The organism is Adhaeribacter arboris, from assembly GCF_003023845.1.
GTDB classification, from domain to species: domain Bacteria; phylum Bacteroidota; class Bacteroidia; order Cytophagales; family Hymenobacteraceae; genus Adhaeribacter; species Adhaeribacter arboris.
Genome location: NZ_PYFT01000001.1, coordinates 3809182 through 3834837 on the forward strand (window position 1 = coordinate 3809182; position 25656 = coordinate 3834837).

Annotated in this window: 16 protein-coding genes; 2 read left to right on the forward strand and 14 right to left on the reverse strand. The window is 41.6% G+C overall.

The window, feature by feature from the left end:
• Positions 1–51 precede the first annotated feature (51 nt).
• The 10 genes from AHMF7605_RS15765 to AHMF7605_RS29765 form a co-directional block, all read right to left on the reverse strand.
• Positions 52–1392: a Gfo/Idh/MocA family protein gene (locus tag AHMF7605_RS15765; protein ID WP_106930914.1), complete on the reverse strand. Its 1341-nt coding sequence runs from the start codon at positions 1390–1392 to the stop codon at positions 52–54.
• A 42-nt stretch (positions 1393–1434) separates the two neighbouring features.
• Complete coding sequence (locus AHMF7605_RS15770) at positions 1435–2205, reverse strand: 3-keto-disaccharide hydrolase (protein WP_106930916.1); 771 nt, start codon at positions 2203–2205, stop codon at positions 1435–1437.
• Between the two features lie 35 nt (positions 2206–2240).
• Positions 2241–3167 (reverse strand): sugar phosphate isomerase/epimerase family protein, encoded by a 927-nt coding sequence (locus AHMF7605_RS15775; protein WP_106930918.1) that lies wholly within the window; start codon positions 3165–3167, stop codon positions 2241–2243.
• A gap of 256 nt (positions 3168–3423) precedes the next feature.
• Positions 3424–5043 carry a RagB/SusD family nutrient uptake outer membrane protein gene (locus AHMF7605_RS15780; RefSeq protein WP_106930920.1) on the reverse strand — a complete coding sequence of 540 codons (1620 nt, stop codon included), beginning with the start codon at positions 5041–5043 and terminating at the stop codon, positions 3424–3426.
• Between the two features lie 21 nt (positions 5044–5064).
• The gene (locus tag AHMF7605_RS15785; RefSeq protein ID WP_106930922.1) at positions 5065–8184 is read right to left on the reverse strand and encodes a SusC/RagA family TonB-linked outer membrane protein; all 3120 of its coding nucleotides are present in this window, start codon (positions 8182–8184) and stop codon (positions 5065–5067) included.
• Positions 8185–8862: 678 nt separating this feature from the next.
• Positions 8863–9090, reverse strand: a complete 228-nt coding sequence (locus tag AHMF7605_RS15795) for a hypothetical protein (protein ID WP_146153600.1) — start codon at positions 9088–9090, stop codon at positions 8863–8865.
• Between the two features lie 303 nt (positions 9091–9393).
• Complete coding sequence (locus AHMF7605_RS15800; RefSeq protein WP_106930928.1) at positions 9394–10506, reverse strand: ABC transporter permease; 1113 nt, start codon at positions 10504–10506, stop codon at positions 9394–9396.
• Entirely contained in the window at positions 10503–11888 is a 1386-nt protein-coding gene (locus AHMF7605_RS15805; protein ID WP_106930930.1) for an ABC transporter permease, read from the reverse strand. The genes AHMF7605_RS15800 and AHMF7605_RS15805 overlap by 4 nt, the downstream gene beginning before the upstream one ends.
• 3 nt (positions 11889–11891) lie before the next feature.
• Positions 11892–13616: an ABC transporter substrate-binding protein gene (locus AHMF7605_RS15810; RefSeq protein ID WP_106930932.1), complete on the reverse strand. Its 1725-nt coding sequence runs from the start codon at positions 13614–13616 to the stop codon at positions 11892–11894.
• Positions 13617–13881: 265 nt separating this feature from the next.
• Positions 13882–14043 (reverse strand): hypothetical protein, encoded by a 162-nt coding sequence (locus AHMF7605_RS29765; protein ID WP_158267524.1) that lies wholly within the window; start codon positions 14041–14043, stop codon positions 13882–13884.
• Positions 14044–14479: 436 nt separating this feature from the next.
• Here AHMF7605_RS29765 and AHMF7605_RS15815 point away from each other — a divergent pair, with 436 nt between their 5' ends.
• Positions 14480–15898 (forward strand): hypothetical protein, encoded by a 1419-nt coding sequence (locus AHMF7605_RS15815; protein ID WP_146153601.1) that lies wholly within the window; start codon positions 14480–14482, stop codon positions 15896–15898.
• A gap of 32 nt (positions 15899–15930) precedes the next feature.
• Here AHMF7605_RS15815 and AHMF7605_RS15820 read toward each other — a convergent pair whose 3' ends face one another.
• The 3 genes from AHMF7605_RS15820 to AHMF7605_RS15830 form a co-directional block, all read right to left on the reverse strand.
• Complete coding sequence (locus AHMF7605_RS15820; RefSeq protein WP_106930936.1) at positions 15931–17673, reverse strand: S41 family peptidase; 1743 nt, start codon at positions 17671–17673, stop codon at positions 15931–15933.
• A 312-nt stretch (positions 17674–17985) separates the two neighbouring features.
• Complete coding sequence (locus AHMF7605_RS15825; protein ID WP_106933500.1) at positions 17986–18678, reverse strand: response regulator transcription factor; 693 nt, start codon at positions 18676–18678, stop codon at positions 17986–17988.
• A 43-nt stretch (positions 18679–18721) separates the two neighbouring features.
• Positions 18722–19996: a sensor histidine kinase gene (locus AHMF7605_RS15830; RefSeq protein WP_106930938.1), complete on the reverse strand. Its 1275-nt coding sequence runs from the start codon at positions 19994–19996 to the stop codon at positions 18722–18724.
• 296 nt (positions 19997–20292) lie between these two features.
• Between AHMF7605_RS15830 and AHMF7605_RS15835 the strand changes: the two genes are divergently transcribed.
• The gene (locus tag AHMF7605_RS15835) at positions 20293–23469 is read left to right on the forward strand and encodes a protein O-mannosyl-transferase family (RefSeq protein WP_233219144.1); all 3177 of its coding nucleotides are present in this window, start codon (positions 20293–20295) and stop codon (positions 23467–23469) included.
• A 190-nt stretch (positions 23470–23659) separates the two neighbouring features.
• On the opposite strand, the gene AHMF7605_RS15840 is transcribed toward AHMF7605_RS15835, so the two are convergent.
• Positions 23660–25561 carry an OmpA family protein gene (locus tag AHMF7605_RS15840; RefSeq protein ID WP_233219150.1) on the reverse strand — a complete coding sequence of 634 codons (1902 nt, stop codon included), beginning with the start codon at positions 25559–25561 and terminating at the stop codon, positions 23660–23662.
• Between the last annotated feature and the right edge of the window lie 95 nt (positions 25562–25656).

The window sequence follows — 25656 nt, forward strand, 5'->3', positions numbered from 1 at the left end:
ACGCAAATAATCAAACCTTTGGACTATCGTCTATCGACTACGGACTAAATACTAGCTAATAGTTAAATCTTGTTTGGCATCGTCGAAAGTAATTTTTTTACCGGTAGTTAAAGCCGCATAGGTCATTTGGTTAGCTACCGAGTGGTTGTAACCGGCCCTAACCGAAGCATTCGGGGTTTTACGGCTTCTTACGCATTCCATCCAGTTGCGCATGTGCAACGAAGTCATGGGGTCACCGCCGGTATTCGCCGCCGTTTCCATCTTAGCCGCGTTGGGCAAGGTAAATTCTTGCAGCAAGTTGGCTTTCATACCCATTTCGTCGGCCATTTTCTGGGTTAAACCACCTTCCGAAGTTATTTTGTTCGTATCCAGATTCATCATACCGCCGTTGGAGTAATACAATTCTTTGGTGCCGCCCGCCCCGTTATGGAACCGCGACGAGAACACCACCTGGAAGCCTCTGCTCATATCGTCTTTCGGACCATAATCAAACACGGCGGTCATGGTATCGGCATTTTTACGACCATCTTTCCACATGTAAATACCACCATTAGCCGATACGCTCCGTGGGTGTTCTAAACCGGTAAACCAATGCACCGTATCAATCTGGTGCGACATCCACTGGCCGGGAATACCGGTTGAATACGGATAAAATAAACGGAATTCCAAATACTTCCGCGGATCCCAAGCTTCTTTCGGCCGGTTCATCAGGAAGCGATCCCAATCGGTATCTTCTTTGCGGATTTCTTTGGTAAGCGGTACCCGCCAACGGCCGGGTTGGTTTACGTTCCAGCACATTTCTACCATAGTAATATCGCCGAATTTACCCGAGCGGATAAACTCGTTAGCAGCAATATAATTGGGTGCACTCCTACGCTGCGAGCCAATCTGCACAATTTTATCTGATTCTTCTACTGCTTTTAAAATGGCGCGAGCATCTTCCATGCTTTCCGCCATGGGCTTTTCGATGTAAGCATCCCGGCCCGCTTTTACGGCCTCTACGCCCATTAAAGCGTGCTGAAAATCGGCGGTAGAAATAATTACGGCATCAATATTTTTATTGGCGTATAACTCATCGTTGTTCCGGTATTTCTTTATTTTCATCCCGGCTTTTTCTTTTATAAAAGCTTCGGCTTCGTCGCGACGCCGGTTCCAGATATCCGATACCGCTACAAAATCGAAGTTCATTTCTTTTTGATGGTCCAGGAAAGAAGGAACCAGGGAGCTGCGGAACCGGTTCGAAAAACCAACAATACCCACGTTCACGCGGTCGTTAGCGCCCAAAATGCGGCCGTAACTTTTGGCACTGATGCCCATAGCGGCTACACTAAGGGTACCTAATGCAGCTTTTTTAATAAAATCTCGCCGGGAGTTTTCGTTATAATTTTCCATTATTCATTAAAGTTTGATAGCACTATTTAATATATCTGCCGATTAAAGCGTTCTGATTTTGATGTTCCGGTAATACACCGTATTGCCGTGATCTTGCAGTAAAATACGACCTTGGGCGGCTTCCCCGAAATTAGGGTAATCTTTGTATTTGCTTTGCGCTACCAGGGCGCGGTACTCCGGACTGGCACGGGTATATTCTACTACTTTGGTGCCGTTGAGCCAATGTTCCACATGGTTATTCTTGGATACAATGCGAACCTGGTTCCATTCGCCGATAGGTTTTGCTTTTTTATTCTCGGCCGGAATTAGATCGTACAACGACCCAATGGTTCGGTTTCCGTTTTTACCCATTTTAGCATCTGGATGGCGGTCATCGTCTAAAATCTGATACTCCAGGCCAATGGCAGAACCCGGATGCGGCGGTTCTTTTTCGGTAACAAAATACTTGACGCCGCTATTGGCGCCTTCGGTAAGTTTGGCCTCGAGGGTTAGTTCAAAATTGCCATACTCTTGATTGGTTACAATATCGCCACCGTTCCGAGATTCAGCTCCATCCGATTGCAGCACCACTAATTCACCCTTTTCAATTTGCCAGCCTTGGGTGGGGAAAGCATCTTTGTGCGCCCCGCGCCAACCATTAGTCGTTTTGCCATCGAAGAGCAATTGCCAGCCTTGTTTTTTTTCAGTGGCCGTTAGCGTGTTTACCGGCTGATTTTTCGCTAAATTTTTACTTGCGTTTTCTTGGGCCAAACCAGTACCCCAAAAGCTGAAAACAACAAAACCAGTAAGAATACATTTTTTCAACTCCTTCATTATTAATTATTCTGTTATACTTAAGTTAATGAAAATCAGATGCTAAACTTCAACTGATTTTTCAAATAATTTCGGCTTATCTGGCCACTTTCCAGGGGAGTGCGGTTTTTCTCGGGCACGGCATCGAGCTCAATAATGGCGTACCCTTTAAAATTAACTTCTTTTAAGGCGGCAAAAACTTCGGGGAAGTTTACCCGGCCCTGCCCTAATTCCACGAACTGATAAGCCTTACTCGGATCTAAAGCATTTTTATCGCGCACATCTTTAATATGTAAGGCTTTCAAGCGTTTTTGGTATTGCCGAATGGCCTTAGCCGGATCACCGCCGCCTTGCTGGTAATGCGCTACATCCAATAAAAAACTTACGTATTTCGGATCAGCATTTTTCAGAATTACTTCTACTTCTCCCGGCGTTTCGCCGAGTTGGTGCATGTGGTTGTGGTAAGTAGTTTCTATGCCCAGTGGTTGTGTGCGCTTGCCTACTTCCGTGAGCAACCGGCCATATTTTACTAAATCTTCTTCCGTAGGAGCACCGCTTTTTGGCCGCGACGAATTGGTTACCTGAATAAATTTATCGCCTAAGGCTTTCACAAACTTAGCGTGCGTTACGTGCTTGCTGATTTCGGTTTCGTCGTTACCAGTATCAATATTGGCGTTGCCGCTCGAAAACATGGCCAGTTCTAATTTAGCCTCGTCTAAGAGCTTTTTAAGTTCCGCCGGCTTTTGGCCGTATTCCGAATAGGCATTTGCCCGTAACTGAATACCGGTAAAGCCCAATTGGGAGATTTCTTTAATAGCCTGTACATCCTTGCCGCCCCAGGTAATAGCCGAATAACCAAACTTAATTCCGGATGCCGCCAAACCAGCCGCAAAAGCTTGCGGCGAATTCACTACAAGGGAAATGGCAGCCGTACCAAGACCAAAACGACTTAAAAACTGGCGGCGATTTACTTTTTCTGACATGCTATTTAGTTGAACACTTCTGATAATTTATCTAAAAATTAAAAATTTAGATAAACTGGTAAAAACACATCCTCATAAGCTTTAAAACTGAAAATACGAAACTTACGCTTCTTAAACTTATATTATTTTACCGGCACATACTAGTAAAAAAGTAATAAATTTTTCGGTAACGTTTCCGTTAATGTTATCGGAATACGAAAACAGAACCTTATTTGGTAAAACTGCTGGCTCTGTTTTCGTAATAATAACTATTTGCTTAATAACCCGGATTTTGCGGGAAAGAAGCGGCGCCGCCTTCGGTTCGGTCAATCTGGTCGTTTGGTATCGGACGCAGCACATGGAACGGCTGAATATTGGGAGCACCATCCGGATTATATTTTTTAACCCGATCCACGAGCGTACCGGTTCTTACCAAATCAAACCAGCGGTCCATTTCTCCCAATAGTTCGCGAGCCCGCTCATCTAAAATAAAATCCATATTCAGTTGGTCGGCCGTTATTTCCATTTCTAATTCTTTACCCGGTATAGCCGCCCGCCGCCGCACCGCGTTTATATGTTGTACGGCTTCGTCGATGTTGCCAATTTTATACAGTGCTTCCGCCGCAATAAGGTACGTTTCCGCTAAACGGGCCACCATAAAGTCGCGGGAACCGGGTTCGTGTTGTACGGAAGGCCGCAGTGGATCTAAAAATTTACTTAAAGAAGGAAAATACCGGTAATTTCCCGGAGCTAATACCGCCGTCCGATCAATGATTTCATAATTTTTAGATGCTTTAAATTCAGGCGAAATATCAGTGGGAGCTACCCAAATAGCGGTATCGCCTAATTTCATCCCGGGAGCCAAAGTAGCTGGATTATTCGCGTAAAACACTTGTTTAAAGGAGCCATTATAGCGCGAATCTTTGGTGCGATCAAATAAGTCGAGGGTGTACAAGGTAGGCTTAAACCGTTTAAACGGACGACCATTGGCGATATCGCGCTGCGTTCCTTTATGACCGGCATCGTACTCCATCAGAAAGTAAAGGTGCCCGCTGTTACCCGTACCGTTGGTTATTAAATCCTGGGTATATTGCACGGCCCAGATAACTTCGGAGTGCTGCTGGTTTCCCTGATCAAATACGGCCGTAAAAGTAGGTAATAAAGCAAAATCATAATTAGAAATAACGCCTTTTGCCAACTCTGCTGCCCTTTGGTTATCATCCGGTTTAGCGGCATCCGGGATGCTTGCCCGCGTTAACAGTACTTTAGCCAGCAAGTGTTCCGCGGCGGGCTTCGTTGCGCGACCGTAATCGTTTTGTTTGGCCGGCAATACCGCAATGGCACTTTCCAGATCGGATACAATTACATCATACACATCTTTTACCGGCGAGCGGCTGGCGGTGGTCTGCACTTGGGTGTTTTCTTTTAATGCCAGGTGTAAAGGACCGTAGGTTTGTACCAGTACAAAATAATAATGAGCCCGCAAGAATCTGGCTTCGGCTACCCGAACCGCTTTGAGAGTTTCATCTATTTGAATATTAGGAGCCCGGTCGATTACCGTATTAGTAGTATTAATAGCCCGGTAAAAATCATTCCATAGGTCCCGGATATAATCTACCTGCGAATTTAAATTAGGGGTATAATCGTTTACGTATTTGTAATCGCCATCGGCCCCTTTGGTATACGTATCGGTGCCGAAAACCGTGAGCGTAAAACCTCGTTGGGTTCCGTACCACGTCCGTAAAGGTTCGTACGATGCTTTAACCGCATCCTCAAAACCGGCCGTTGTTAGATAATAATCCGGGGTAACATTAGATACTACTTGTTCGTCCAGAACATCTTTACAGGCTTGGCTAAAAAAAGCCAGGCTGCCTATTAAAAATAATAATTTTTTCATAAAATAAATGCTTTCGGTAACTTAAAATTTAGCGTTTAACCCAAACATAATCAGTCGGGCGGATGGCGTTCCAATACTAATCAGGTTCGATTGTTCCCGGTCGTTGCTGCGCCCCCGGGCTTGTTCGGGATCCAGATTATTGCCATAATTAGAGAAGATAAAAGGATTTTGCGCACTGGCATACACCCGTAAAGAGGACATTTTAAATTTATTACTGATTGCAGTGGGTATATTATACCCTAAGCTTATATTTCTAACTTTTGTGAAAGAGCCATCAAAATAAGACATGGTCGTATTATATAAGGGGCGCTCCTGGTTCTGATTAGGCCGTGGATAGGCATTGGTCGGGTTGTTCGGGGTCCAGTAGTCCACGTCCATATTGTTGTAACGGCCCGCTAAGAAATTCAGGTTATTGTATAAATCACTTTGGATCATACTACCTTGGCGGGTAAAAATAAAGAAAGAAAAGTCTATTCCTTTATAGCTGAAACGGTTGGTAATACCGCCGGACCAATCCGGAATATCGGAGCCTAATATTACCCGGTCTAAAGCATTAATAGCGCCATCGTTATTCTGATCTTTTACTTTTATCTCGCCGGGCGCCTGCTTGTACAATAGAGCTTGATCCTTTTCATTGGTTTGCCAAATTCCTAATTTTTCATAATCATAATAAACGGTTAAGGGTTGACCAATAAAGTACAAGCTGCCTACATCGTCTTTTTTGGCGTTATAGATTTCTACAATTTGTTCTTTGTTGGAATTAAAGTTTATATCGGTGGTCCATTTAAAACCATTTCCTCCCATGTCCACATTTACCGTAGAAATTGCTATCTCTATTCCGGAATTTTTGCTTTTCCCTACGTTCTGCAGTACACTGCCATAACCACTGGTGAAAGGCAGGTATCTGAGCATCAGCAAATCAAAGGTATTCTGCTGATATACCTCAATTGAGCCCGATACTCGGTTATTGATAAAACCAAAATCTAAGCCCACGTTAGCGGTAGCGGTAGTTTCCCAGCGTAAATCAGGATTTACCAAAGTCCGGGGAGAATACCCAAAAGCGCCGGTAGTACCAAAAGCATAAGTAGTCCGGTTTAAAGAACCTTGGGTAGCATAAGCTCCTATCCCTTGATTTCCGGTAAGGCCATAGCTGGCTCTTAACTTTAAATTATCGATAAAGGCAATACTTTTGATGAAAGGCTCTTCACTAATGCGCCAGCCAATAGCCGCCGATGGAAAGAAACCGTATTTTTTAGTACTTCCGAACAATCCAGTTTCGCCGGCAAATTTAGAAGAACCATCAATCCGGGTAGTTAAAGTTAAGAGATATTTATCCTGGAAGCCGTAATTTACCCGACCCATATAAGATAATAAACCACTTTCGTTCAGATCGCTGTCTATTCCTTCTATATTGGGCGCATGCGACAATTTATAAAATAATTGACTAGCAGAAGTTAAACCACTTGCCTTAATCTGATAAAATTCGCGACGTTCTTTTTGGATGGAAAATAACCCGGTAATATTTAAATCGTGAGCCTCATTAAACTTTTTGCTGTAGTTCAAGATATTCTCCAGGGTATAAGAGAACAAATAATTATTATCGTTCTGAGCGAATGGAGTACCGCCCGAACGAGCATTGGTAAGACTTGCTATAAACTGACCACTTCTACGAGCCGAGTAATCCGGCCCGAAATTTAAACGGTACGATAAGCCTTTCGCAATTTGGTACTCGCCAAATAAGCTGGCAAAAATACGGCCCCGACGGTTTTCATTAATAACGGCATTGGGTAGTACTTCTAACAAAGGATTCGTTTGAGCGCCATCCGATGTATTCCGGAAAAGGAGTTTCCCGTTTGCATCATACGGCGAGCCCAATGGATTTTCGCGCAGCGTAACGCCAAAAGGATTTGGGCCGATATTTAACTTACCCAAGCTTCCCATCATGGTTACGCCAAATTTTAACTTATCGCTGATCTGCTGATCCAAGGAAATCCGAATATTGTCGCGGGTAAAATCCTGCCCGATGGTTACTCCTTTCTCAAAGAAATGATTAAATGAAACAGAATAACGCGTTTTCTCGGTACCACCCGAGATACCTAATTGGTGGCTTTGCTGCGTACCGGTACGGGTAATGTAATCCTGGTAATTAGTTGAGCGGCCTTGTGCAATACCGGCTAATTCTACTGCATCAAATATAAGTTTGTCGGCTGCCGGATCGGCCGGCCCGGCAGGATATCTACCAACTGTCCGGCGCGATTCCCGTTTGTATTCGGCAAACTCCGGCCCGTTCATTACATCATACTGGTTAATAATTTTATTTACTCCAAAATACCCATCATAGGTAATATTTACTTTTCCGGGAACTCCCCTTTTGGTGGTAATAATTACTACTCCATTGGCGCCCCTGGAACCATAAATAGCCGTGGAAGAAGCATCTTTTAATACCTCCATCGATTCAATATCCTGCGGATTGATATCGTTAATATCGCCAGAAAGCGGAATACCATCTACCACATAAAGCGGATCATTACCCGCATTAAACGAACGGCGGCCACGGATACGCACGTTTACGCCTCCTCCCGGGCTATTGCCCTGGCTTAAAACTTCTACCCCAGCCGCTCTTCCTTGCAAAGCTTGCTGCGGGTTGGTAATAGGCAGTTCCGATATTTCTTTGGCTGAAACAGAAGAAATGGCGCCGGTTACCTGGCTCTTCTTTTGCGTACCATAGCCCACTACCACTACTTCCTGTAAAGCTTTGGTATCGTCGGCAAGGGTAATGTTTACGGTTCCCGGACCAGTTATTTCTTTCTCTTGGGTAGTGTAACCAATAAAAGAAAACACCAGCGTAGCTGCTTTTTCCGGCACATTTAAGGAGTACGTTCCATCGGGAGCAGTAGTAGCGCCAACAGTTGTACCTTTTACCAAAACTGTTACCCCTGGCAAAGCCTCGCCATTGGCGGTAGTTACTTTACCAGTTACCTGCCAATCAAACACAGATACTTTTGTAGTGCTGCTAATAGATTTAAGCTTGGGCGAGTAGCTACTTGCTAATAAAGGTTTAGCATAAGCTTTGAGCGAAGCCGTGGAACTTATTAGTAAAATGCAAATTAATAAGTTGTTTTTAAGAGTAAAATATTTCATACTGACAATTATTAAGATTGTAACTTTTCTAAAAAACCAGATTACAAGAAATTAAATCAAATGTAGTGTTGACAGACAAACACTGAATCTAAAGAAGAGTTTAACTAAATAATTGGCACTTAAAACCAACATTTGTTAAAAATTACATAATACAGCAGCTGAAAGAAATTTAAAACTAGCTAAAATTAAAATTTGCCTTATTTGCAGCTTAACTTCGATGCTACTAGCATATATGGTCATTTTAAGATTAGGCTATAACAATCATACAAAATTTATAAATAATTATCAAGCAATTAAATACCGAAAAAATAATATTTTTCGCGCAAACGTTACCGACAACGTTATCACTAAAAAGTATTTTTATAAAATCTTGAAAAATGAGGACTATTCAAGAAATTTATTGATAAAGACTAAGGCAATAAAGTTTTCTCTAAATAGTTTTACTAGTGTAGAAATTTAGTTTTACTAGTGTAGAAATTATTTATGTTCCGGAATCCGGAATGGATAGTATAAGCGCTGCCTTCAGAAAAGATAATAATGAATAAGGCGAGATTCGGGCCAGCAGTAATTAAATTGTAAACTCTAGTATGCTTGAACTTTGTTTAGTAAAGTATTTTTTTAAATAATCCCCCCGAAATTTAATTTTAAACAGAGTGGACCATTGTAACTATTTACGCTTTAATAACGGATAGTTAATTCTTCGGGTGATTCTGTTCCTACTTCCGGAATGAAATAGCCACCAATTATAATACCGGTTCGCGGTTTACGGGTAAAACAATTACCTACTACGTCCGTCAGGATAAGAGCATCCGCAGAAAGCCCCGCATCTTTTTTCATCGGCCGGAGGTCACGATAAATAAAAGCCTTACATACTTCGAAAACTTTTAAGTACGAAACTTTGGTCATAAAATAATGCTGTTTCCTTAATTTACCCAGTAGCAGCTGAGCTTTACAGTACAATAGTAACAGCTATTTTATGCTTCAAAAAAGAAAATATACTAGTATCGGTAACATGCATCTGCGTTCTTCTTTTTCCTGTATTATTTTTTACAACTAGCTGCAACATGAAAATTACTTCTTAAAAATATCAGCACAAATACTTTATAATCAATCAGTTGAGTTCAATCCAATACTTTTATTTATTATTATTCCTGTTTCCAAAATAATTTTTCCCCGGAACAAAAAACCAGTATTTATAACATATTTATTTTAATTATTACGGGTAGGGCTCATCCATTTTAAGACCCGCTGAGCTATTACCTGTAGAGACAGAATGGTACAACATAGCGTAAATGCCGGGAAAAACAATAACCACCAGGCTTCCGAATTTGCTTTAATGCCCTTTATCATTCTTCCCCAACTAGCAACATCCGCCGGAATACCTACTTCTAAAAAAGAAAGAGTGGCTTCCAGACTCATTAAGTTACCTAAACCAAAAGCCACGGCTACCACAACGGGCGGTAAAGCATTGGGTAAAGCTTCCCGGAAAAGAATGCGGCTTTCGGATAAACCGGCAACCCGGGCCGCCTGAACATAAGGTAATTCCTTTACTTGCAACAGCTCGCTCCGCACTAAACGGGCAATACTCGCCCAGTAAGTAAGCGTAGCTAGTAAAACAATATTCCGTAACGCGGGCTGAGTAAAAGCCACCAAACACATAATAAGTAACAACCGCGGAACGGATCCTATCACCTCTATAGTTTTAAGAACTATTTGATCAAGAGGCAAAGTTATTTGTCTTTTTAAACCAAGCCTTTTTAATACTTTCACTAAAAGCCAGCCGCAGAAACTTAAAAAAACAAAAATTAACAGCGCATTGCCTAATTTCCCTAAAACTGACCTGGAACCACTTTGGAAGGCGTGTACCCAATGAAATTGTTGGATATAAAAACCGTAATAAATTGCTAAAAACAATAAAACTAGACTGACTATAAAGGAAATCAAGGAAATGCGAAAGCCAGTATCGCCCCAAAACCCAGCTAAACTACCTAAGGTTATTCCAATAAGAGTAGCCAACGCCATAGCAGGTACACTCACAAGTAACGCTGTTTGAGCCCCTACTACCAAATTAGCCAAAACATCTCGCCCTAACTGATCGGTGCCTAACCAATGAATGGTTTCCTGGCCCACCATTTTAGAAAAGCTAAAAGGCGGATAATATACTTGCGCTAAATTTATTTTATTGGGGTCGGGCAGCCAGCCTGCTGGCAGACCAAATAAAACAGTTAGTAAAAAAATAAGTAAATATCCCGTTGCCAGTTTTTCCTGCCAATGCCATTTTACCGTTCGCCTTGGTTTTGTATTTTCTTTAATTTTACTCATGACGGTACCCGTATGCGTGGGTCGGCCAGGAAGTAGAAGCCATCGGCCAAAATGTTTGCACTTATTTTTATAAAGCCTAAGTAAAGCACTATTCCCATTAACACCGGAAAATCGCGGGCCAGTACTGTCTCCACCAGCAAACGGCCCATGCCCGGAATGGAAAAAATATTTTCTATTACGGCTGACCCCGTTACTAAAGCCGGCAGAAAGCCGGTGAAAAGAGTAATAACGGGCAGCAAAGCATTACGCAACACGTGCCGCCTTAGAACCACACTTTCCGAAAGCCCCTTGGCTTTGGCCGTTAAAATAAATTCGCGATTTTGTAATTGCTGCACTGCCTGATGTATTTGACCCGTAACGTAAGGTAAATTAGCTATGGTTAAACTTATTACAGGTAGAGCCAAGTAGGGTAGCTGGTAAATCCAGGTTACATAAGAGGGCGTTTCAGAGGCAACAATCCTTCCGGAACCATAAGGCGGAAAAATATTAAAATAAGCATCGCTCGCCAATAAAGTAAGCAGCGCCAAAGCCATTATAAAAAGCGGCACGCTATCTAAGGCGTACAAGATGCCTAATGTAAACCGGCGCCACTTATTCTGACTCGCTTTATTTAACCAAATGCTTATTTCAAAAGCCAAGAAAAATAATAACCCTAAACTTAAAACGGTGATAAAAAAGGTATTGGAAAACGCTTCGGCAATCTTATCATTAACCGAAATCTGATCACGACAGGAAACTCCTAAATCGCCCAGAATAAAGGCTTTGAGCCACAAATAATACTGATTGTTGCTCCCATGCCAGGTAAGAGCAGGAATTAGAGCCCGGACGGGTTGTGCCTGAATATTTTTTAACTGGTGCTGCGCGAAAGTAAGCTGGCGAATAAAATGAGTTGGTAATTGTTGGCGTTTTGCTTGCCGTTCTACTTGTTCTAAAGTTTGCTGCATTTGCTTTGCTTCCGTTAGCGTAAAAACGGATTCGAGTTGCTGCTTAAGTTCTTGCTTATTGGTTAGGGCTGTCTCCGGCATTAGCTGGAGGCGCTTTTGCAAAGTGGTAAGAGCCTGGTAAAATGCTGCTATTGCCGCCCAATTACCGGATGTTAGAACGAAAGATTTTAAAAACAAGCGGTGTGATTCTGGTTGTACCCGGAATAAAGTATCTGGTTCCGCCGAAGAACGGAGCGAGAAGTAAAAAAGAGGAACAATTGGTTCCAAATTGTTGGAGCTACGGGCCGGCTCCAACCGGCTAAAGGTTTGGCCAATTTCGCCTTGCTGCCAATCCTGACAAGTACCCGAAACGGTTTTGCTTAATAAAAAAACTAAGGAACATATTATCCAGAGGGTAGGCAGTACCAATAACAAACGTTTAAGTACATACCGCAGCATTGCTTAATTGCTTTTTAAAGTAAAAGCGCTAATATCATAACCGGGTTTAACCGCCGAAACTTTTAAATTAGTGAAGTGCTTATGAATAGCCAGTCGGTCGATATTAAAGTAAAGGAAAATAAGATTACTTTCTTCGTGCATTACTTCCTGGAATTTACGCAGCAATTTAGCCCGTTGGGTATTATCTTTGGTTTGACTAATAGCTTCAATTAACTTATCGCTCTGGGTAGTACCAAAACCAGTAAAATTAAGTCCGCCGGGAACAGCGCTTTCTGAGTGCAGAATGGGTTTATAATTAAAGGCTCCCGGGTTCCCCATAGAGTAGCGTATAGTTACTTCAAAATCCTGGGCTCTTAGCTTATTACTTAATAAAACGCTTTCCAGGGGCTCAATAGTTACCGGAATATGAATTTTAGCGGCCGCTTCCTGAAAAATTACAGCAATATTCTCAAACTCATTATTGCCCGCCCGGTAATTAAATTTAATGGCTAGAGGAATTACCTGACCATTTATTTGCTTTTGCCAGCCATTGTTTTTTTGTTGCCAACCGGCAAGTCGCAGCAAATGTTCCGCTTCTTGTAAGTTTAGGGAATACGGCTGAATGCTATCATTGTAAAATTGTTTGTCGATGGGGTTTACTATTCCAACGGTAGGCTTCGCAAAATTATGCTGGGTTATAGTAATTATTTTAGGAATATCGAGCAAATGCGCTAATGCTTGGCGCGTGCGCTTATCCGCAAACTTCTTGTTACGGCCATTTATGCCGATATAGGTGAAATCGTAAGTAGCAGGAGTAAACAGAGCGTATCTTTCTAAAAAAGATTTATCTCGTTTTAATTTTACAAAGTTAGTGGGAGGTATTCCGGAGAAAACATCTAACTGGCCATTATTTAGTGCTACTAAAGCCGAGTAATTTTCAGGAATAATTTGGAAGTTAATATTGGCAGGCTGCGCCGTAATATAAGATAGTTGAGGCTTCAGACGAGTTGCCCACCAGTTTTCTTTTTGCTTTAGTCGTACGTATTGCCCGGTTTTCCAATCTACCAGTTCGTAGCCACCACTCCCTTTTAAAAATTGTTTATCTCTGGTAAATCGGGCACTGTTAAACCAATCCGCAAAGGTTTTTATTTTAGGGTGATTGCTAAGTGAATCATACTGGTTTATTAAATCCGGCACCGAAAATTCGTCTAAAAGATGCTGCGGATCAACCAGATGGACAGGAAGTATTGCAAAATCACCCGTTTCCCAACCCATTTCGGGCACATACCCCTCGCATTCAATTGTAAATTTTCGGGGATCCCGCGGGTCCAACTTTATATCCTGAACATAATCCAGGGCTATTCGCAATTTATTATTTTTTACCAGTGGGGCTTTAATAACTTTTAACGTAAAAGCTACATCGCGGCCAGTAATTGGATTCTGATCGTCCCAAACAGCTTCTTTACGTAGTTGGTAAGTAAAGTACGACTTACCTTTTTCCTGCCGCACTGCCGGTAGCTTTTCTACCAGTAGCGGTTTCAGTTGTTGGTCTTGTAAATCTATCGTTAAAAGCGACTGGTACAGTAAAGCTATAATTTGCACCGCATTTGCCGAACTAAACCCAATGGGGTTTAAAGTTTCCGGATCGGCTACGGCTCTAACCACTACCTCTTCCTTTTTATTAGCAGGCTGGCAAGCGTTAAAAAAAAATAAAAGTAGTAGAAAAAAGAAAAGCTTCTTAGCGCTCATCGAACAATGCTATTAACTTATTTGAAGTTAAACAAAACTAAAATAAGTTAGCAATAAATCTACTACCCGGAGTAAAATATAAGCTTATAATGCTTACACTTCCTGTTTACCATGTATTTATTACTGTATTATATATTTATTTACGGCGTACCAGCACCTCATCAATAACATAGATTATTAAATAAGTTTAAGGGATGAATTAAATAGAAAGAGGAGCTTGTCCTTATTCTAACTTTATCCTTGCTGATTTTTAATTAGGTAGCCGTTAGTTTCTGTCGTCCCAGCCGGAAGTACCAATATTAGTAGAAACAGTAGGAGCCGAAGATGCTTTAATTGCAGGATTGTTAGTAGAAGTTGGGGCAGTTGGGGCAGAACCGCTGGTTAAAACAGATACTTGAATAAGGGCGGCGATTAATAATTCTAACATGATTTTATGGCTTTAAATTGTTTTACAAGTTTGGTTATTTTGTTGAAACAAAGTTGGCACATAAAATAGGACTAGAAAAGGAAAAAGTGCCATTAAACATAACAATTAAAATTCCAAGGAAGCATATAAATAAACACATATAATTATTTATATATCTTTAATTGGAATAAATGGCTCAAGATTGCTTTACAAAGATTTTACTAATTATTTTGCTATAAGTAACAAAAACAAGACAATTACACTATACAAATATCTAACTAATTGTTCGATTTATAAAGGAATATTTATGGCAAAAAGTAACGCCACTTTTTTGCGGTTTATAAATCATTTCCTATTATTGGTAATGATTTAAATACACTTTTTAGTAGTTTTTCTGATGGAGGATTTGCGTAGATTAGTTAGAATAGTAACAAACCGGGGACAAAAAAATTTCCCTTTGTTAGAAATAAAAAGTAAATCTAAGAACAAGGAAGTAGATTTATTTATTAAAATTAAAACAAATCAATGCGAAACCGATCAGCAGGCAGCTGCATTAATGTATAATGCGCAACCAAATGATCCTCGCATAAAGATGCTAAAATCCAGGCTGCGCAAAAAATTATTAAACCACTTATTTTTCTTAGATTTTACCGATCAGAGCTTAAAAATTTCGCATCGCTACGAACAGCAAAGTCTTACCTTATTGTACCAGGCCCGGACTTTAATGAACGAAGGCGAAAATATTACCTCTGCCGGTCTTCTACGCTCCGCTTTGGATTTGGCGCAAGAAGCAGAGTTTACCTCCATTATAATTGACTGTTACCAATTACTGCTGGAAAATTATTCGTTAAGCTCTTCCAGTAAGGATTTTTATAAAATCAAGAATATTCTGGCCAAATACCGTAGTTTAGCGACTTTAGAGCACGATGCCGCTGACTTATATTATACCTCCCGTTTAGAATTAAATAAGTCCGTTTCGGCGAAGAATAAGTATTTAGAAAAACTGAAAGATGTGGTACAGAAATTAGAAGAACTCTGGAAAAAAACGTATTCGGCTAATATTTTTGACTACTACTATAAACTTAGTATCTCTTTACACGAACTAACCGGCAACTTTGCCGAAATCCTTAAAACAACGGCTCTTTCCGAAGATCTTTTACAGAAAGGCAAAATTAATAAAAAACGCTTCGACGACCGGTATAATAAGTTTATCAACGTGTATGCTTATTTACGGGTAAAGGAGTACGAGAAAGGCCTCCAGGCTGCGGCTTCGTTCGTTCAGGTTTTTAATCGCTCTACTAACAATTGGTTTGCTTTCATGGAAAATTATTTTCTGCTGGCCATGCATGCCGGAGAATATGGGCAGGCTTCTAAGTTGTACGCCGAGGTAACGCGAAATACATTTTTTAAAAAAATTTCCCGTTCAGCGCAGGAACGTTGGTCGCTGTACGGCACCTATCTTTATTTTGTAAATCCTTCGGATGAATTATTAAAACAATCTAATTATCGGCGTTTAATGTCGCAGGTACCCGAATACAGTAAGGATAAGCAAGGCTTTAATGTTGCAATTTTGATTTTGCAGTACATGTATTTTGTGCGGGCTCAAGATATCGACGCATTAGGTTACCGAATTGAATCGCTTAAAAAGTACGCTGACCGCCACTTATCGCACCTTAGTAAACGCAACTTGCTGTTTTTTAAAATGCTGGTTTTGCTGGTAAAAGAAGACCTGGATTATACGCAAGCGAAAAAGAAAGCCGAACGTTTGTTACAATTGCTTAAAACTACACCCGTTCCCGGTGATGCTTACGCCGAAATTGAAATTATTCCGTACGAGCATCTTTGGGCATTGATTTTAGAAATGTTAAAGGAATAATTTACGAGTTAACCGCAGAGCAGATCTGTTATTTAGTTACTATTCGACGGCTGCTGATTGGCATTTACCAAAGCTTCCATTTTAGGTTTGCCAATTACTTTATAAGGGCCTTGCCCTTTCAGGATAGCCACATACTTATTTCTATCCGATAGTACTTTAATGGCTTCTTTTACGTCCGCATCGGTTTTAAAAGAAGCTTCTAAGCGGCCTTTCTGAAAATAATAACGCGATACAATTTCGTTTTCTATAATTTCTTTTATTTCGTCTTGGCAACGGCTTAAATCATCTTTTTTATTCCGGACTAATTTACTTTTCAGGGCGTTGTATTCTAATTTAATATCCTCGAAATACTTTTCCTTTTCCGCAATGCTTTTAAGTTCTTCTAAGTTCTTTTCGCTCTTGGTCGTATAATTATAATCTTTGTCGGCTAGGTACTTAGTAAATTCCTGGTAATCCGCATTGTTGAGGGTAAAGGAGCGCGCCGACGGAATAGAAGCATGGGTCATGCGGTAGTGGGTAGCATAATCAAAATGTAACGACTTGCTAATGAGGCTATACGCAATGTTGTGGTAGCTTTTTTCTTTGGTAACTAAATCTGGGTAAATACCATTGCCATCGTAAACAGAGCGGCCATTGGCGGTTTTATATTCGGCCATTAACGAATCTGATACTCGGCGAACGCTGCCATCGGGATTGCGGTGCGCATAATCAAGCGCCTGGATGCACCGTCCGCTGGGAGTATAATATTTGGCTACCGTTACTTTTAACAGTGAATTATAAGGTAAATTAATGGTTTGCTGTACCAGGCCTTTCCCAAAAGTACGATTACCAATAATAGTACCCCGATCCAAATCCTGAATAGCCCCGGCTACAATTTCCGAGGCGGAGGCAGAGCCCCGATCCACAAGTACCACCAACGGAATTAACGGATCTACCGGCGACAGGGTAGCCTGGTAAATGATATCTTTGTCTTTTATTTTGGCTTTTTGCGTTACTATTTTCTTTCCTTTCTCTACAAACAAATTCACAATGTCCACCGACTCCTGCACAATTCCACCCCCGTTACCCCGTAAATCTAGTACCAAGGCATTTATTTGGTGCTGTCGTTTTAAGTTTTGGAAAGATTGTTTTACCTCCTGAGCGGAATTTTCTAAAAATTTATCGAGCTTAATGTACCCAATACTATCTTGCAGCAAGCCCGCGTAGGATACATTACTAAAGGTTATTACTTCCCGCAAAACTGTTTTTTCTAATGGCTGTTTTTCGCCGTAACGCTTTATAGTAAGTTTAACGGGAGTATCCTTTTGCCCTTTTAACATTTCGCTAACAGCGCTACTCCCCCGACCTTTCACCGGAACTCCGTTAATGGTTACTATTTCATCGCCGGCCCGGATATCGGCCCGTTGAGCCGAAAAGCCTTCGTAAGGTTCTGATACGATAATTTTATCTTTTCGGGTAAACACCGATATGCCAATACCCGCGTACTGCTTACTCACGTAATTCATTTTAAAATCTTCGATGTCAGCTTCTGGAATGTATTCGGTGTACGGGTCCAGGGAGGCTAGCATGGCATCAATGCCTTCGCGTACTAAGTCGGCGGGGTTCACTTCATCTACGTAATGGCTATTTAACTGCCGGTAGATAGAGGCAAAAGTATCCAGGTTTTTCGCTATTTCGAAGTACCGATCGGTGAATCCAAAAGAAAATGCCAGTAAGAATAAGATCAGACAACTATAAACAACCTTATGGTACGGAGAGAATACATATTTTTTCATAACCCGAACAAATGCCGCAGCATAAATAAAAACAACCCTGGTGTAAAGAGTGATTTTACAGATAAAAAACGAAGGTAAAACAGATACGCTTAAAATTACACGATTTTGTTTAAAAGTGTCTTTTTTACCTTTATTAACTTATTGTTATCTTTCTTATATAGACACCCAATTGGCTCATTTATACCCTACTCTTAAAGCATTTTTTTACAAGTCACTTAAAGACTTAGTTCTGAAAATTATATAACCTACTAAAAATAAGCAATTTACTGAAAAAATAGAGGCTAAAAACAATCCTTCCTGAGCAATAGCTATTTATTTGCTTGCGTTCGACAACTCTTCCAGTTTATACCCAACTCCGTGAATAGTAGAAATGCGCAGCGATTGGTCAGGGCGTAAATACTTGCGAAGTTTGGAAATAAAAACATCCATGCTCCGGGCTACAAAATAGCCGTTGTCTTCCCAAATGGTTTTTAAAATAAGCTCGCGTTTCACAATCGTATTCAATTGCAAGCACAGCATCCGGAGCACATCTGCTTCTTTTTGCGTGAGTTGTAGTTTCTGGTTTTGTACCCACAACAAAAGATTAGGATAATCGAGCCGGCTCTGGCCAAAAGTAATAATAGTATTGGGGATAGGTGAAATAAAGGTACGTTTCAGAATGGCTTTCAGGCGTAGATTTAATTCTTCCAGGCGGAATGGTTTGGTAAGATAATCATCGGCGCCTAAGCGTAAGCCGTGAATCCGGTCGTCGGGCTGCGATTTTGCCGTAAGAAAAATAAGCGGAACCGAAGTATTTATTTTCCGGATTTCCTGCGCCAGGGTAAAGCCATCGACAACGGGCAACATTACATCCAGAATACATAAATCAAAAGTTTGCTGCCCAAATACCCGCAATCCGGTAAGGCCATCGGCACACAACTGCACTGCGTAACCTTCGCTTTCCAGGTTATCCTGCACCAGAAAACCCAGGTTTTCGTCGTCTTCTACCAGTAATATGCGTACCAATTTGTTTAGTCGTAAATATTTCTCTATTAAGCGGTAATTGTGCTTAAGCTCTAAACGGTAAATAAAGCTCAAAGCAGCTACCTTGGTTCTCCTGACTTTTTACCCGAATAGATCCCTGGTGGGCTTGAATAATAGTTTTAACATAGCTTAACCCCAGGCCAAAACCGCGTACATTGTGAATGTTTCCGGTAGGCACCCGGTAAAAAGTATCGAAAATAAACCGTTGCACTTCTTTCCGGATACCCTGGCCTTTATCGGCAATGGAAATTAGAATACCCTGCTGGTAGTTGCGGGTCGAAACCTGGATATTGGGAGTTTGCGGAGAATATTTCTCGGCGTTATCGAGTAAGTTATACAAAGCATTGGTCAGATGCTGGCTGTCGGCTTCAATGGTAGCTTTTTCGGCGTTTAAATAACAGGTAATCTGGCCCGAACGTTTTTGTAACCGCAAGCTAAGGCGTTGCAAACTATCTGCGAGTAACTGGTGCACGTTGATACTGGTTTTGGTAAGACGCATGGCTTTTTTATCTAACTCAGCCATTTGCAGTACCTGTTCTACCTGTGATTTTAAGCGCTCGTTTTCCTGAAAAATAATCTGGTGGTAACGTTGGGATTTAGCCGCTGGCAAGTTAGAATCGGCTTTTCTTAAAATTTCGCTGGCAATGGCAATATTGGTAATAGGGGTTTGCAGTTCATGGGTCATGTTATTAATGAAATCGGCTTTTAATTCGGATAGTCGTTTTTCCTGCAGAATAGAATAAAGGATATAAGCAAAAAATAGTATAACTACCAGTAGCGCCAAAGTAGAGTAAACCCATAACTGCATTTCGCTGAGGATGTGCGTAGTTCTAGTGGGGAAAACTACCACAAAATTGTAATAACCATTCGGGGCTGCCTGGATAGTATTTTTGAGGAAAGCTTCTGTTTTAGTTACTTTTATGGTTGCCGGCACGTAATTTCCAAAAACCAAGGTATCATCTTCGGCATTTAAAATGCCATACTCATAAGGAATACTTAAATGCCGGCGGGCAAATTCCTGGCGAAGTAAAGTATCCAGTTCCTGCGCTTTTATCGGCGCATTTACTTCGGCCAGAAAAAAACTGGAAGTCAGGTGTTTAACCGGTTTAGCTGTTTCTACCGGGTTGGCTTTTGCCAGTAATTGCTGCACCGTTTGGCTCATGGCTACCTGCACCGCCAGATTAAATTCTTTTTCTTCGGATTTAAAAGCTTTATTTAACCATAGCAGCTGCACGGTTAGCAAACCTCCTAAAGCTACCGTAGCCAGTATAATAATCATCCTGATTTTTCTGCGGCTCATACATTTCAATTTTTATTATTCAATAAAATAGCTCCCGTAGCGAATAAAGGAAAATAAGCTAGTAATACCAGCAGTGCCGTTGCAGCAAATTTCAGAACTAAGCCATCTACTTTCATAACTACCAATTAGTTAGACTACCTAACAGCGCTATTTTTCTCCATTTCTCATCAAAAATAAACGATAAAACCAGATTCTGATTTTTTTTAACATTTCATTAACATCTTTTTACAAATCATTAACCTGGGTGCTTGCTTTTGCCGGGTATGTTTGCCGGAACAAGATAAATACTAAAGCACATGCAACCGGCAATTTTATTCGGCAAACGCAATTACCTGATTTTACTAGTAGGGCTAAGCATTTTGGTTTTGGGTTTTATACTCATGTGCCTGGATGATAAACCCTATGGATTTGGTGTGTTAGGTTTAACCATTGGTCCTGCCTTAGTTGTAATTGGTTTACTTATTCCGTTTGGTTCTATTCTGCTTGGAAATAGAAATGCTGAAAAGAAAACTGATAAAACCCGCTTTGATAAAATCAATTACGGGGTAGGTTGGCTCGTATTTACTTTAAGCTTGGGAGTTTATTTTTTCACTCTGGAACCTACGGCCAGCTTTTGGGATTGCGGCGAATTTATTGCGGCGGCTTACAAGTTGCAGGTACCGCACGCTCCCGGAGCACCTTTGTTCTTGCTTTTAGGCCGAATGTTTTCTTTACTAGCTTTAGGAGAGGTAGCCAAAGTAGCTTTTTGGATAAACAGCATTTCGGCTTTGGCCAGCGCCTTTACCGTTCTGTTTTTGTTCTGGACCATTACTATCTTAACCAGAAAAGCAGTCTTAAAATTAGGTACCACTCCTACCAACTGGCAAATATTTTTAATTATTAGCAGCGGCGTTATTGGTTCTTTCAGTTTTGCTTTTTCCGATTCGTTCTGGTTTTCAGCCGTCGAAGCGGAGGTATATGCCTTATCCTCTTTCTTTACCGCTTTTGTGGTTTGGGCCATGCTGAAATGGGAAAGCAGTTCTTCTTCGGCAGTGGGTTACCGTTGGCTCTTGCTGATTGCCTATATGATGGGGCTTTCCATCGGGGTACACTTATTAAATCTACTCGCTATTCCGGCCATGGCTTTTATCTACTATTACCGACATTATTCTTTTACCTGGCGAGGAGCTACAATTACTTTTGTTATTAGTCTGCTGCTGATTGGTGTATTTATGGCCGGCATCATCACGGGTTTACCTACTTTAGCCGGCGCTTTCGAGTTGTTTTTTGTTAATTCAATTGGCTTACCCTTTCGGAGCGGATTATTAATTTTTGGGTTGCTATTTGTGAGTCTGCTGTTGTACGGCTTACGCCGGGCGCATCAGAAACAAAAACCAGTAGGTCAACTGCTACTTCTGAGTTTTATTTTTATCCTGGTAGGCTATTCTTCTTACCTGATTATTCCTATTCGCTCCAACTACAATCCTTTACTCGACGAAAATAATCCAGAAGATATTATTAGTTTCATTGCCTATCTCAAACGGGAACAATACGAACAACGTCCTTTATTCTACGGACCACAATACGCCACCGAGTTAATCGACCAGAAACAAGGCAAACCCGAATATGTAAAAGGAAGAAATCGCTACGAAGTGGCCGATTATAAAATTGTACCGGTTTACGACCCCAAAGGCTTGCAGCTTTTGCCCCGGCTCTACAGCAAAGAACCCAGCCATTTAAACGAATACCAGAAGTGGGTAGCCATTGATAAAAATAATCCGCCTACTTTCCGGCAAAACATATTGTACCTGTTGCGTTACCAGTTAGGCCACATGTACGGCCGGTATTTTCTGTGGAATTTTGTGGGTCGCGACAGCGATATTCAGCATGCAGGCGTGAACTGGCCCTGGAAAAGCAACCAGCCACTACCTCATCGTATTGCCACAAATAAAGCCCAAAATGCTTACTATGCCTTACCCTTACTTTTAGGACTTCTCGGTTTTTGGTACCATTACCGCCGCCAGCGGAAAGATGCAACCATGGTGGGCTTATTGTTTCTATTTACCGGGGCCGCCATTGCTTTTTACCTTAATCAACCACCCATTGAACCTCGGGAGCGGGATTACGCTTTTGTGGGTTCGTTTTATGCCTTTGCTATTTGGATTGGTCTGGGCGTACCGGCACTGGCGCAGGTTTTTCAGCGAATAAGTAAATCTTTACTGGTTCCGGTTACCGTAGCGGTCGGTTTAAGCCTGTTGGTACCCATTCTTCTCTTCCAACAAAACTGGGACGACCACGACCGCTCCGACCGGTATTTTGCCACGGATATGGCTCATAACATTCTTTCTTCCTGCGCACCAAATGCCATATTATTTACGAACGGCGATAACGATACTTTCCCGCTGTGGTACGCCCAGGAAGTAGAAGGTTTCCGGACGGATGTGCGCGTTATTGTATTGAGTTACTTGAACACCGATTGGTATATTAGTCAGATGAAGCGGCCTGCCTATACCTCGGCTCCCTTGCCTATTTCGCTGGAAAAAGAACAGTACCAGTTTAGCACTAACAGCTATTTACCTTACGTTGCCCAACCGCAAGTTGCCGCCGGTATGGATGTAACCCAATTCATTTCCCTGGTAAAGCAAAACCACCCCGCCTTGCAAGTTCAGGCCCAGGATGGACGAATGTTTTTATCCTTTCCGACCAAAAAATTCTTTTTACCGGTTAATAAAGCGGCCGTATTGCCAAAAGGCATTGTTCCGGCAAACCGCAAGGCGCAGGTAGTTGACCAAATAACTTGGGAAATTTCGCCAAATGGAATGGAGAAAAAGCAATTAATAATTTTTGATATTCTGGCCTCTAACAATTGGCAGCGCCCGGTTTATTTTTCTTCGACGCTGAACCAGGACGATTTTATGTACTTTAAACCTTACCTGCAAAACGAAGGCATGACTTACCGCTTGCTCCCCGCTTTAAATCCTAATCCGGGTCCGGAGCCTTACGTAGCCAAAGAGATTATGTACCAAAACCTGATGCAGAAATTCCGGTGGCGTAATTTACAAAACCCGCGTATTTTTTACGACGAAACTTACCAGGCCACTATTGTTACGAATTACCGCCAGCAATTTTACGCTTTAGCCGAAGCTTATTTTATAGCTGGTGATGCTGTTCAAGCCCGGAATATTATTAATCGTTGCTTAACCGTTTTGCCCGACCAATCCTTGCCTTACGATTACCAAACGGTACAATTAGCCGAATTACTGGCGAAAACCGGTGAAAAAGAAAAAAGCGAAGCCATCCGGGATACAATTACCCAGCGGGCTACTCAGGCACTACAATATTATTTAACCGATAACAATTCTGTATTTACCCGCGAAATTCAAATAAACCTGCTCACTTTGCAACAACTAACGGTAACAGCCCAAAACCTGAACCAAAAGCAAAAAGCAGCTGAACTGGAGAATTTGTTTATGACGTATTATAACCGATTATGAGAGATTTGAAAAGTAGAAGAAATTACACTAATTCCTTTTTAAATTTTTATTACTTATATTTTGACTAACGATAGATAATTTCCAATTTTCCTCTTTTATAAAATTTCTTACTTTAACTCAGTATACTAATATAATTTTCTGATCAAAAGTATAAATGCTAATGGTTATATAAGCCCAGAGCGCAGCAAACCTATCTACTCAGAATCTTAACCTCAGTGCGGCGGTTAATTTGGTGTTCGAGTTCGGAGCAGGCAACGCCGTCTTTACAACCGTTGAGCAATTGGGTTTCGCCGTAGCCTTTGGCAATTAAACGGCTGGAATCTATACCGCGGGAAATAATGTAATTCACGGCCGCTTCGGCGCGCAATTGGGATAATTTCTTATTGTACTCTCCGGTTTGGCGACTATCCGTATGGGAGCCTAATTCAATCCGGATGGTAGGGTTATCCTGTAAAATGCGCACCAGTTTATCTAATTCCGGCTTGGCTTCGGGTCGGATGTCGTACTTATCAAAATCGTAGTAAATATTTTCCAGAATAATAGTGGTATTGAGCGTGTTCCGATCCAAAACAACGCTTAATTTTACTTGATCTACTTCCGGTGGACAATCGGGAGTGAGGTCGGTAGTTTTAACTAAATAGCCTTCTTTACTGGCTTGTAGTGCGTAGGCAAGACCGGATTTAACCGGAAAAGTGAAATTACCTTGAGCATCTGAATAGATATTGCTTGCCGTGGTATCACCCGGCAGATACAAACGAAGTCGCGCTCCTGCTACCGGCTTTTCCGTGAACTCTCCTTTTGTCTGCAGAACCCGTTCAATAACTCTACCGGCTAACAAACACGGCGAACGCACCCGTTTAAAAGCGTAGATGTCGTCGGTGCCATTGTCGCTGTTGCGATTAGAAGATAAAAAACCGGCTTCTTTCGTTTCGTCGAAGACTATCCCAAAATCGTCGGCAGAAGAGTTAAGCGGATATTTTAGATTTTTTACATTTTTCCAGGTAGCGCCTTTTCCTTCGGCCGAGAAAATATCCAGACCACCCATTCCTATATGTCCTTCGGAAGAAAAATACAGCTTATTGGGTGCCGCTACCACCGGGAACACTTCTTTACCGGCCGTATTAATTTCTTTACCTGCATTAACCGGCTTACTCCAGGAGCCATCTACTTGCCGCGCGCAATAATATATATCCGTGTCGCCAAACCCTCCCGGCATATCCGATACAAAATAAAGCAGGTCGCCATCCGGGGAAATAGCCGGATGCCCGACCGAATAAGCACTAGCTTTGTTATGAGCAAATGGTTTTGGTTCGCCCCAATTTTCACCCTGTTTTTGGGATATATAAATCTCGAGACGATTGACAGTAGGTTTGGGCGCATCAAACTTCACCCAGCTAAACGGATCGGTATTCCCATTTTTAATTTCGGTTTTTACCTGATTAATGCGGGTAAAATACAAGGTTTGCCCATCCGGAGAAAAAGCGGCCGAACCATTATGATATTGGTTATTAATGGGCGATCCCAAAGCTATTGGCGTCCCAAACTGCCCATTGATTTGTTTAGGAGCCCAATAAATTTTAGGATAGGGATTGCCCGTCCAACCAGAAACTTTCTTGCTCTTAGCCGTTGGCCGGTCAGAGGTGAATACCAGGCTATTTTGAAATAAAGCCGGGCTAAAATCAGAATTTTTAGAATTAATATTTTCTGCTTTTTGCAATTCGTATGGCTCCGGCTTTACCAGCCATTGCTGGGCACTATCGCAACCAGCGGCAAGTTGGCTCGCCAGATTTGCATGTGCCGGAACTCGTTGGGCAAATTGTTCATACCACTGCCGAGCACGATCGTATTTACCGTTTTTGCGCGCCGCATCTGCTGCGTATCTCAGGGCTTCAGGGTCAAAATCCGGAAATTGAATTACCCGGGTGTACCATTGTTCGGCTTCTTTGGAATTATTTAATTGGCGGTAGCAATCAGCAATCCGTTGAGTGAGGTATAAATTGGAGTTTTGGTCTTTTACTATTTTTTGGTACGCAGGTAAAGCTAAGGCATACTGAAACCGGTTAAACAAAGCGTCTGCTTCTTTTATAGACATTTTTTGTGCTCGTACCGGGTTATGAACCCAGACAAACAGGATATAACAAGTTAAAGTAATTCTGAAATATAGGTTCATGTAAGCTGTCCTGTTCA